Annotated in this window: 10 protein-coding genes; 2 read left to right on the forward strand and 8 right to left on the reverse strand. The window is 31.3% G+C overall.

Going from position 1 to position 11,900, the window contains the following annotated elements; translation table 11 throughout:
- Positions 1-35 precede the first annotated feature (35 nt).
- From Q428_RS05435 to Q428_RS05450, 5 genes are all read right to left on the reverse strand, one after another.
- Complete coding sequence (locus Q428_RS05435; protein WP_035378926.1) at positions 36-1,652, reverse strand: ABC-F family ATP-binding cassette domain-containing protein; 1,617 nt, start codon at positions 1,650-1,652, stop codon at positions 36-38.
- Between the two features lie 114 nt (positions 1,653-1,766).
- Positions 1,767-2,951, reverse strand: a complete 1,185-nt coding sequence (locus Q428_RS05440) for a GNAT family N-acetyltransferase (RefSeq protein WP_035378928.1) — start codon at positions 2,949-2,951, stop codon at positions 1,767-1,769.
- A gap of 12 nt (positions 2,952-2,963) precedes the next feature.
- On the reverse strand, positions 2,964-3,866 hold the full coding sequence (locus tag Q428_RS05445; protein ID WP_035378930.1) for a DUF2156 domain-containing protein: 903 nt from the start codon (positions 3,864-3,866) through the stop codon (positions 2,964-2,966).
- A 328-nt stretch (positions 3,867-4,194) separates the two neighbouring features.
- A complete protein-coding gene (locus Q428_RS15370; RefSeq protein WP_161633596.1) occupies positions 4,195-4,350 on the reverse strand; it encodes a hypothetical protein in 156 nt (51 codons plus the stop codon).
- 26 nt (positions 4,351-4,376) lie between these two features.
- Entirely contained in the window at positions 4,377-4,958 is a 582-nt protein-coding gene (locus Q428_RS05450; RefSeq protein ID WP_152539070.1) for a YqaA family protein, read from the reverse strand.
- Between the two features lie 144 nt (positions 4,959-5,102).
- On the opposite strand from Q428_RS05450, the gene Q428_RS14415 reads away from it, so the two are divergent.
- Positions 5,103-5,936, forward strand: coding sequence for a protease complex subunit PrcB family protein (locus tag Q428_RS14415; protein ID WP_051514971.1), 834 nt, complete (start codon positions 5,103-5,105; stop codon positions 5,934-5,936).
- 20 nt (positions 5,937-5,956) lie between these two features.
- Here Q428_RS14415 and Q428_RS05460 read toward each other — a convergent pair whose 3' ends face one another.
- Positions 5,957-7,150 (reverse strand): aspartate kinase, encoded by a 1,194-nt coding sequence (locus Q428_RS05460; RefSeq protein WP_035378940.1) that lies wholly within the window; start codon positions 7,148-7,150, stop codon positions 5,957-5,959.
- 283 nt (positions 7,151-7,433) lie between these two features.
- Here Q428_RS05460 and Q428_RS05465 point away from each other — a divergent pair, with 283 nt between their 5' ends.
- The gene (locus tag Q428_RS05465; RefSeq protein WP_035378990.1) at positions 7,434-8,870 is read left to right on the forward strand and encodes an urease accessory protein UreH domain-containing protein; all 1,437 of its coding nucleotides are present in this window, start codon (positions 7,434-7,436) and stop codon (positions 8,868-8,870) included.
- Positions 8,871-8,928: 58 nt separating this feature from the next.
- Here Q428_RS05465 and Q428_RS05470 read toward each other — a convergent pair whose 3' ends face one another.
- Together Q428_RS05470 and Q428_RS05475 are read right to left on the reverse strand one after the other, a co-directional pair.
- The gene (locus Q428_RS05470) at positions 8,929-11,157 is read right to left on the reverse strand and encodes a heavy metal translocating P-type ATPase (RefSeq protein ID WP_035378942.1); all 2,229 of its coding nucleotides are present in this window, start codon (positions 11,155-11,157) and stop codon (positions 8,929-8,931) included.
- Between the two features lie 8 nt (positions 11,158-11,165).
- On the reverse strand, positions 11,166-11,879 hold the full coding sequence (locus Q428_RS05475; protein WP_035378944.1) for a hypothetical protein: 714 nt from the start codon (positions 11,877-11,879) through the stop codon (positions 11,166-11,168).
- Positions 11,880-11,900 lie beyond the last annotated feature (21 nt).

Below are 11,900 nucleotides of genomic sequence, written 5' to 3' on the forward strand. Positions count from 1 at the left end.
AAATTATTTTTCCGTGCTTTTATTTTTAATTATTTCTATTTATACATTTCTTCAAGTTGTCTTTGGATTTCCTCGTCCTCTAAATACTCGTCGTAAGTCATCTGTCTGTCCATAATTCCATTTGGTGTAATTTCAATAATTCTGTTTGCCACAGTTTGAACGAACTGATGGTCATGTGAAGTAAATAATACAGTACCAGTGAAATTTATAAGTCCGTTATTAACTGCTGTTATTGATTCAAGATCCAAATGATTTGTTGGTTCATCAAGGACTAAAACATTGGCACCACTTAACATCATCTTTGCCAGCATACAACGAACCTTTTCTCCCCCAGATAAAACCTTTGCACTTTTTAGTGCTTCCTCACCTGAGAATAACATTCTTCCAAGGAAACCCCTTATAAAGGATTCAGCTTTTTCTTCAGAATATTGGCGTAACCAATCAACAAGGTTTAAATCAACACCATCAAAGTATTCTGAGTTATCCTTTGGGAAATATGCCTGTGAAGTTGTTATCCCCCATTTATAGCTTCCACTGTCAGCTTCCATCTCTCCCATCAAAATTTTAAACAATGTAGTTTTTGCAATTTCATTTGGGCCTACAAAGGCTATCTTATCATTCTTATTTACAACAAAGCTGATATTATCTAATACCTTTACACCATCAATTGTCTTAGTCAGATTTTCAACTTTTAGTAAATCATTTCCTGCTTCTCTATCTGGTTTAAATCCTACAAAAGGATATCGGCGTGATGACGGTTTAATATCATCCAGTGTAATCTTTTCAAGAAGCTTTTTACGGGAAGTTGCCTGTTTAGATTTTGAAGCATTAGCACTGAATCTTGCAATAAAATCCTGTAATTGCTTAATTTGTTCTTCCTTCTTTTTATTCTGCTCCTTTGCCATTTGCAGAGCAAGCTGACTTGATTCATACCAGAAATCATAGTTACCCACATAAAGTTGAATTTTGCTGTAATCAATATCCACAATATGTGTACAAACCTTGTTTAAAAAGTGTCTGTCATGTGAAATAACAAGTACTGTATTCTCATAGTCCATAAGGAAATTCTCAAGCCATCTTATTGATTTTATATCTAAATGGTTTGTTGGCTCATCCAGTAATAGAATGTCTGGATTTCCAAACAAAGCCTGCGCAAGTAGAACCTTAACCTTTTCAGCTCCTGTTAAATCCCTCATCAATTTATTATGGAGTTCTTCCTTTATTCCAAGACCGTTTAAAAGCGTAGCTGCCTCTGATTCAGCTTCCCAACCATTTAAATCAGCAAATTCACATTCTAGCTCTGATGCCCTTATTCCATCTTCATCTGTGAAATCAGCCTTTGAATATAGGGCTTCCTTTTCTTCCATTATTTCGTATAATCTTTTATGTCCCATTATTACAGTTTTTAGTACTTCATATTCATCAAATTGAAAGTGGTCCTGTTTTAAAACAGCAAGTCTTTTACCAGGTTCAATAATAACTTCCCCAGTATTTGGTTCAACTTCTCCCGCAAGTATTTTCATAAATGTAGATTTACCTGCCCCATTTGCTCCAATTATTCCATAACAATTTCCTGCCGTAAACTTTATGTTAACATCTTCAAATAACTTACGTCCACCATATCTCAGGCTAACATTAACAGCACTTATCATACTTATATATTCCTCCATTCATTTTGTCGAAACTACTCGATATTATACCATATGACAGTCAACTAATCAAAAAAATAAATAGCCTCCAAAATTGAAGCTATTTCAGGGTTAATTTTAGAAGTACTCGTTTATATAATTATTTTTTTTAGTAAAAATATCTCCCAATGAGCTAAGCTTATTCTCATTATGCAATTTTACATTATCAATTTCTAATGCTTCGTTAATACTTAATGCTCCAAAATACAGCTGTGAAAATGTTTTTATATCACATTCAATATCAACATTATCCATTTCTGTTTCGTAAACCTTAGGATTCCCCTTATCTATTACTATACTTAAAGTCTTATTATTCCAATCGGCATATTTATCATTTATTTTCAGTGTATAACTGAAACTTATCCTTTCATCATATCTACATCTACTTAGAGCTTCTTTAACATTTATTACCCTACCACACATAAAAGGTACTATCCTGACTATATTTGTGGGTTTAGGGGTAGTAGTATCTCTTAACATTAAGTATGTAATATCACTAAGGGGAGCATTCCATTCAACCCTCGAAATCTGTGCTGAATGATTTGAAATAAAGAAAAGTAATGATTTTTTTGCTTTCTCGTTTACCCATGCCAATTCTCTGATATATATCTTATCCTGACTGATTATGTAAAAAATATATCCTAATGACGTTCCATCTATATCCCTAAGTACAAATGCGTATCCCCCATCAGCCTTCAGATCCTTTAAAAGGATTTCCCAATTTCTTAAATCTCTCTCAACAAACCCATTGTTTTTCCTTAAAAATAATTTATATATCCTATTAAGATCATTTATGTCATTAAAATCTATGGGGAAGAAGATACCTTTTCTTTCACCGTATTTACTAAGTATCTCAATTGGTATTTCATATTTAATTTGGCTATAGCATAGACCCCATCCATATTTATTATAAAATGTAGTGTCAAAGGGCATTAAAATTGAAAGACAATGTCCTCTGTCATTTATTTCCTTTATAGCCCTTGGTATTAGTTTTTTTATTGCTCCATTACCCCTGTATTCTGGGGCTGTTACAACCCCAACTATATATGTTGCATCCAACAAAGTGCCATTTAAATTTAAAATATATGGTTGCATCTGAAGGCATGACATTAATTGGTTATTTTCAAAAATGCCTATAGTGTTTTCTGTCTTGAAAACTTCATCAAAATACCAGCTGAAAAAAGGCTCCTCATTTTCAAAGGAATATCCCCAAAGTTCTTTTGCTCTAAATTTATCAATTTCATGAAGAAATCTAACCTCCATGTTTGTTTCCTCCTATATGCTTATAACATCATATTTTGTCAGTAATTTTACTGGATAATATGATTCCTTTGCTTTTCTTAGATAATCAAATCCCATGTCCTCTTCTCTGTTTATATATTTATAGCCTTTAGCCTCACTTTCACAAAACATTTGATTAATTGCCTGATAAATTCCTCTGTACTTATAATTTCCCTTTTCTATATGAATAACCATTGTATCCTCGTTAAGCTTTTCTCCTAAAGTAAATGCCTCTAATTTATTATCTATTAAAATTGCTGCCCCTTTAAAATCAAGTTTATCAAAATTATTTAATGCTTCATGTATTGCTATTTCCTCATTTTCAATCAGCATGGATTCATTAGGAGATACAAATTCACCCTTCAATTTTTTTACTAATGAATAACAATCCTCAATTAAATCTTTATTAAGGGATTTATATTCAAAATTATAACTCCTTAAAAAATGATTTAAATGATTCTTCTTAGTATGATATTTTCTTCCCTTAAGATTTATCAAGTCTTCTGATAAATAAATATAATCGTTATTGTCTGTATCCTCAACAAATCTATATTTGTTAATATTTATTTTTTCTAATAAATTTTTCAGGTTTTCTGGAACAAACTTAATTTTAAATCTATATCCCTTATTTAAAAACTTATTTTCCAATTCCCTTATTGTTTTTTCTAATTGACCAAGGTCATAATTATGTTTTGTTAAAGGAAAAAATACAAAGGGCTCATTGTAATAGTTTCCAGATATACAAAGAAAGTCATTTATTACTTCATATTTAAAATCATAGAGTTTTCTCCATATAAAAAGATTGGTAAAATTAATGTCAGAAATATCGTATCTGTAGGCATTTATATATTCATTAAACAAATCTTTATTTTCAAGACATAAATCATATTTCAACATAAATATCCCCTTATCTCCCACTTAATACATTTTAATGCTAGGTTTTTTATTAATATATTCTTCTTAGTACAAATAGTTCAATTAAAATTATACTACCAATTTAGTGTATTTCAAAAATCATTTTTAACAAATATTGATTTTCTTTTAGATATTGTTATTTTATTTCATATTTACATTTATAAATATAAATATAGCACATTAGTGTGTCAATAAAAAGACATTAAAAGCCCATAATTCTCTAATGACAAATTTTTATTTATCATAGAGCTTATGGGCTTACTGTATTTTACTTTGTTAAATTTATATATATTGTATAAGTTATTTTATCTTACTTATCAAATAAACCACCAGATTTTTTAGTGCTGAAACCTCCCCTTACATCCCCAATTTTTCTATCTGGTCTAAAACTGCTGTTTTTCATATTTCCTTTATTTTTCTTTGCTTCTATAAGCTGTTTCATCTTTTCACGAGTTCTTTCGTCCATCAATATCCCTTCCTTTAGATATAGCTTTAATTCTCTTCTTTATATAATTTCTTTTTAGAGCTAAATATATTAGTTTTATTATAAATAATAACACAAATAAAAATAACTAGCCCTATAATCCATAGATAATTTTTCATCATAAATAGCATATCTTTTCCATAAAAACTAATCAATATACCTTGAGTTATATATCTTATTCCTCTACTTAATAATACAGCAGTAATAAATTTAACTAAATCAATCTTAAAAATACCCGCTGATAGAACATAAGCCTCAAATGGTATAGGTGTAAAGACTGACGTTAAAATAGTCAAAAAAGCATTCTTTTTATATAAATTCTCTATTTTATCAATAGTTTTTTCAGAAACTACTTTTTTTAATATTGGTCTCCCAGCCTTTGCTCCCACTCTATATCCAATAATTGAGCCAAATGTTGAAAATAAAACTAAAACAACTGAATAAAAAAGACTACTCCTTGAATTCATTAATGAAACAGGAATAAATACAAACTCAACTGGAAAAGGCATTAAAATAGGTTCTAAAAATGCTGCTATAATTATTCCAATTATGCCATAATCAATAAGTAGCTTTACAAAATTATCTATCATGTTCCTGCACACACTTTTCCTTCTTTAAATTAATTTTTAATAACAGTATAAAGTAAAATCATAAAAAATAAAATATGTGATGGGAACATTTTTAAATTCTTTTCGTCTAATGGTTATAAAAACAACAACAAGAAGGTGAAATCTATGAAAAACAAAAAGATATTTACGACATTTTTGTGTTTATTAACTTCAACTGTTTCTTTAACAGCATTTGCCCAAACTAACTATAAAAGTTTAGAAACAATTAAACAAATAAATCCAATTATATGTAACAAGATTGATTTTGAAATTATAAATCAAGAATCTTTACCATCTCAGTTAAAGGATAGCTTAAATCAATGTAAACAGAAGAAGGGCTTTAAATTTTATGAAAACCCATCAGATGGATATATCTATATATCTATTTTTGCAGGTGAAAAACCTACAGGCGGATATGGTATAAAAGTTTTACAAGTTGAAGACAATGAAGGAAAGACTAATGTATTAGTTAGAGAAATTTCTCCTTCACCTAATGATATTGTAACACAAGCACTGACATATCCTTATGTAAATATTCGGGCAAAATCAATAACACCAAATATTTATGTTAAAAATGAACTTGGATTTGAATATCCTTTATTATCTTGTGGGGAAACTGATAACAATACAAAACCACCAGTTACTGTCCCAAATAGTAAAAACGACAACAATAAAAACTCAACAACAAAACAAAATCTTTTAACTCTAAGTGGTAAGTTTTTTAAAATAGAATATAAAAACGGTTTTTATTTCATATCTATAAAGGAATCTAATAATAAAATTAAAGTTTTTTATATTGGCAAAAAAAGTCCTTTAATAAATAACCTGAAGAAAATAAAACCTGGTACAAATGTAATTATAGTTTACTCAAATAAAAATCAAATAAAATACAATAAAACCACATCTATGCTACTGATTTCTTGCAAAGTAAATAGCAAAAATGGGAATGGAGCTGAATAAAATTTTATTCAGCTCCTTATTTATAATTCAAATTCCTTGGCTACTAAAGCTACTGCCTTCATCTTATCCTCTGATTTAATAGCACATGTGATTCTTATTTCAGAGGTAGTTATCATCTTGGCTTCTATATTACTTTCTGAGAAAAGCTTAAATATTTTCGCCGCAACTCCGGATGTAGTCTTCATTCCTATACCCACAACAGAAAACTTACATATGTTTTCATCGATAAATATTTGTTGTTCCTCTGCGTAACCTCTTAAAACTACCAGACATTCCCTTAACTCTTCCTTAGGAATTGTAAATGAAATACTTGTCACTCCATTGTCAGGGGTAGTCTGGCTTATCATATCTATATTTATTTTTTTTGCAGCTATTGCCTGAAATATCTCTGCTAAAAGTGTAATATCATACTTTATATTTTTTAAAGTTATAGCTACATCGCTATCAACGGCGGCTATACCTGTTATAGGTTTATTTTCCACTCCTCTAACCTCCCTTATATAGGTACCTTTTATATCACTACAGCTTAATCCTACATATATTGGTATATTATACTTTTCACCAAGTTCAACTGAACGTGAATGCATAACCTGTGCACCCAGGCTGGAAAGTTCAAGCATTTCTTCATAGGAAATTTCATCTATTTTTTTAGCTTCCTTATAAAGCCTAGGATCAACGCTGTAAATCCCATCTACATCCGTATATATTTCGCACTGTCCACTTAATTTAGCAGCGATTGCTACTGCTGATGTGTCAGAGCCTCCTCTTCCTAAAGTAGTTATCTCACCTTCCTCAGAAATCCCCTGAAATCCCGCAATTATTACTATTTTACCTTCCAGAAGGGCTGACAAAATAACATCTTCATTTATATCTTCAATTAATGATTTCCCAAATGTACCATTGGTTGTTAGCTGGATTTGATATGCATTAAATGAAACAGCATCATATCCCATATCTTTAATTGCCATTGCAAGTAGAGCACTTGAAACCATTTCCCCAGTTGCCAGCAGCGCATCTAACTCCCTTTTGCATGGATTAGTTGCAATTTCCTTTGCAAGATTAATTAAATCATCCGTTGTATCTCCCATTGCAGAAACAACAACAACCATGTCATTCCCCTGATTTTTTTTATTTATTATGCTCTTAGCAACATTTTTTATTTTTTCTATTGTAGCTACTGAACTTCCTCCATATTTTTGAACAATAATTGCCATTTTACACCTCTCAAACTTTCAAAGAATTTAGCTTTACTTCTTAGTATGCCAACTCATTTACTTAACTATTAAAAACTCCATACCCAATTAATGCTTTTAATTTATTTGATATTTTATCATGTATTTTTATTCAATTCAACCGTATTTTTATTCTGAATTATATTAATAATAAGTATGTGTCCCTTAGATTGCCCTTCACAAAATCTTTATAACTTTTTTTTATACTTAAAATAGCTAAAATTTAATCTAATTTAGCAAATTTTTAATTAGGTGGGTGATGGTTTTGAGTATTAAAAAAGAAGTTTTAACCGTGCATGGAATGACCTGTACGGCTTGTGAAGAGAGAATTATTAGATCCCTAAGCAAAATGGAAGGAATATTAAGCGTTAGGGTAAAACTTTCAATGCAGAAGGTTGAAATTGACTATGACACTGAGCTGTGTAATATTCCAATGATTAAAGAAACTTTAATGAATCTTGGGTATTATACAGAAAACTCTTTAAATTACAAAATTATAGGTATTTTTATTATTGTAGCTGCAACACTATTTCTTGGACACTTTTCTACAGGATTTGATATCACCTCAAAAGCAGAAAATGCTTCATATTTTATGTTATTTGCCCTTGGGTTCTTAACATCAATACATTGTGTTGGTATGTGTGGTGGTTTAATGTTATCACAAAGTATTTCTGAAGATACGTCAAGTAAGTTTAAGGCTATGAAACCAGCTCTGTTATACAATGCAGGAAGGGTTATCTCCTATACAATTCTTGGTTGTATAGTTGGTTCTTTAGGCTCTGTGATTTCTCTTTCCTTAGTCTTTAAGGCTGGACTTCAAATCTTTGCCGGACTTTTTATGATTATTATGGGTTTTAACATCGCTGGATTCAATTTATTTAGAAGGTTTTTAATACATTTTCCATGGTCAGCATGTTCAATAAATAAAAATGGAAAAGGACCTTTTATAGTAGGTATACTTAATGGATTTATTCCATGCGGACCTCTTCAAACAATGCAAATTTATGCTTTAAGTACTGGAAGTGCTTACAAAGGCGGAGTTTCTATGTTAGCTTTTGCACTAGGAACAGTACCTTTAATGCTAACCTTTGGGGCTGTTACTGGAATATTGAGTAAAAATCTTACTAAAGATTTAGTAAAATTAAGTGGTATCTTTATTATTATATTAGGTCTTGTGATGGGCAAACGCGGTCTTGCATTAGCAGGACTTAATATTTCTCCCATGGCTATTCTATCAAATAAAAAAACTTCCGATATATCCTCTATAACCTCATCTAAAGCAGTGATTAAGGATGGTATTCAAACAATAACCATAACTGCTGACAGATTAGGTTATAACCCTGGTGTAGTTTATGTACAAAAGTCTATTCCTGTTAAATGGATAATAAATGGGAAGGTAATAACTTCATGTAATAATCAGATTATTGTTCCATCACTTGGTATACAAAAGAACTTAGAGGATGGTGAAAATATTATTGAGTTTACACCTGAGAAAACAGGTGACATAAACTATAGTTGCTGGATGGGTATGTTAACTGGCGTTATTAGAGTTGTAGATGATCTTTCGACATTTGATGTTTCAAACTCTTCCCAAACAACTACAGTAAATAATGTGGATTGTTGTGCAGTAAGAAACCTTCAATCTTCATCCGGTAAACCTGAATTAACTGATAAAAATAATAAAATTGACTCTAATAAATAAAATTGATTAAATCCTATTTCAAATAAAATAACTGACTGCTTAAAAGCAGCCAGTTATCTTATTTTAGAGGTTTAAATTTTTTTAATCTTAATGCATTCATTAGAACTGATACTGAACTAAAGCTCATAACAAAAGCTGCAATAATTGGATTTAAAAGTGGTCCCCCAAATAAATACAGAACCCCCATAGCAACTGGTATACATAAAACGTTATATCCAAATGCCCAGAACAAATTTTGCTTAATGTTTTTTATAGTGTGTCTACTTAGTTGAATTGCAGTTGGTACATCTAAAAGGTCGCTTCTCATAAGGATTATGTCAGCTGATTCTATTGCAACATCTGTACCAGAGCCAATGGCAATTCCTAAATCTGCCTGAGCAAGTGCAGGGGCATCATTGATTCCGTCGCCAACCATAGCAACCTTTTTACCCTCACCTTGGAGCTTTGCTACCTCTACTGCCTTGTCTTGTGGAAGTACTTCAGCCAGAACCCTATTTATACCTACTTGTTTTGCAATTGCTTCTGCTGTCTTTTTGTTATCTCCAGTTATCATTGCAACTTCTATACCCATTTTACAAAGTATATTAATTGCTTTTTTACTATTTTCCTTCACAGTGTCAGCAACTGCTATTATTCCGCTTAACTTTCCATCAATAGATATATACATTGGAGTTTTTCCCTGACATGCAAGGTCATATGATACTTCTTCCATTTTTTCTAAGGGGATACCCTCCTTGATCATAAGCCTTTTATTACCGAGCAAAATAAAACTATTATCAATTTTTACCTCTACCCCATAACCTGGTATAGCCCTAAATGACTCTAGTTTCTTTAATTCAATTTTTTCTTCTTCAGCAGCCCTTACTATTGCCTCACCCAAGGGGTGCTCTGAACCTTTTTCGGCTGATGCAGCAAGCTGAAGTAGATAATCCCTATCACAATCTCCTTTTGTTACTATATCTGTAACCTTAGGTTTCCCTTCTGTTATAGTACCTGTTTTATCAAATACAATTGTTTGGATTTTATAAGCTGTTTCAAGGGCAGTGCCATTTTTTATTAGTATACCATTTTCAGCACCCTTTCCCGTTCCAACCATTATAGCTGTTGGGGTAGCAAGCCCCAATGCACAGGGACAGGCAATTATCAATACAGAAATAAAAATTGTTAAAACAAAAATAGGGGTTTCACCTATTATATACCATGCAATTGATGATATTAATGCTAATCCTATTACAGTTGGAACAAAGTATCCAGATATCATATCAGCCATTCTGGCAATGGGGGCTTTAGAACCCTGAGCTTCTTCCACCAATTTTATTATTTGGGCAAGGACTGTATCTTGTCCGACTTTTGTTGCTTTGTACCTTATTAATCCATTTTTGTTTATACTTGCACCAATTACTTTGTCCCCAACAGTCTTTTCCACAGGAATACTTTCTCCTGTAAGCATCGACTCATCGATTGAAGTTGTTCCATCTACAATCTCTCCATCTACGGGTAACTTTTCTCCTGGTTTTACCACAATTATATCTCCAACCTCAACTTTATCAATGAGAATTTCAATTTCTTCATCATTTCTAATAATTCTTGCTGTTTTTGGTGCCAGCCCTATAAGTTTTTTTATTGCCTCTGATGTCTTCCCCTTTGTAACTGCTTCTAAATATTTACCTAATGTTATGAGTGTGAGGATTACACCTGCAGATTCAAAATACAGCTCATAAGCATAATCTATATTTCCATTTAAAATTTGATATATAGCAAAGAGCCCATATAAAAATGCAGCTGATGTTCCTATTGCAATTAAAGAATCCATGTTGGGAGTTCCCTTAACTAAAGATTTAAATCCTGTTTTAAAAAATTTATTCCCCGCCACCATAATCGGAATAACTAGTACAAGCTGTATTGTACCAAAATTACTAGGATTAATCATGGGATCTATAATCTTTGGAAGCTGATATCCAAGCATATGCCCCATTGAAATTATCAATAAAGGTATAGTAAATGTAAGTGAAAAAATAAACCTTCGCCATAAATGGTTAGTTTCTTCCTCTTTTTTCCCCTTATCAAGATGCACTTCATCATCAAGAGCCTTATATCCCGCCTTTTCAATTGCTTTTTTTATATCATATACTTTTAATTTTGATGGCTCATAAGTTACATTTAACTTTTCCGTTGCAAAATTTACATTCGCCTCAATTATTCCATCTAGTTTTTTCACAGCCCTTTCTACTGCTTTAGCACATGCAGCACATGTCATTCCTTCAATTTTAAATATCTTATTTTGCATTTTATCACCTACTTCAATTTAAAAGTCTTTATCAATAGATCTGGTGTAATTCCAATTCCATTTGTGTCATCTGTTGTTTTCTTTAACTTCCAACCAGATTCTTGAATTTTATTTATATCTAAACCTGCTTTTATTAGCGGTTCTGCTTTCAACACAAATATTATGTCAGCATTATTTGAGCCCAATTCTTTAACCCATTGAACTTCATTTCCATCCCCAAGGTTGAGTTTATAGAATTTACTTCCCTTATCATAGACAACTAAATCTTCATTTTCTTTTAATATTCTTCTTAATGCATCTTCTGAACCATTTGAATTTTGATTTTTATCACTAACATTGTAAGGTTTAATTAACAAATTAGGTAGTTCTACTCCCTCTTCAATTCCTGATGGTTTAAATATCCACCCATTCTTGTCTAGCTTGTTTACGTCAAGTCCAGCATTTATAAATGGGTCTGCAAGTATAACCATAGCAAAATCCGCTTTGTTGGCTCCCATATTTTTGGTCCATTCGAACTTTTCACCTGTAGGAAGTTTAAATCCCCAATGTTGAAGAGCTTTATGAAATCCCTTTTTCTCTGGGTATGCTTTTACTATTTTATTGAAAGCTTCTAGTCCACCTTGTGCATCAGAATTTAACTCCCCCTTTCTGGTACAACCTATTGAAGTTAATATAAATATTGATATTACAGTTATAGATAATAATTTCTTTAATCTTTTCATATTAAACATCTCCTTTTCTAT

The organism is Fervidicella metallireducens AeB (assembly GCF_000601455.1).
GTDB lineage: Bacteria > Bacillota > Clostridia > Clostridiales > Caloramatoraceae > Fervidicella > Fervidicella metallireducens.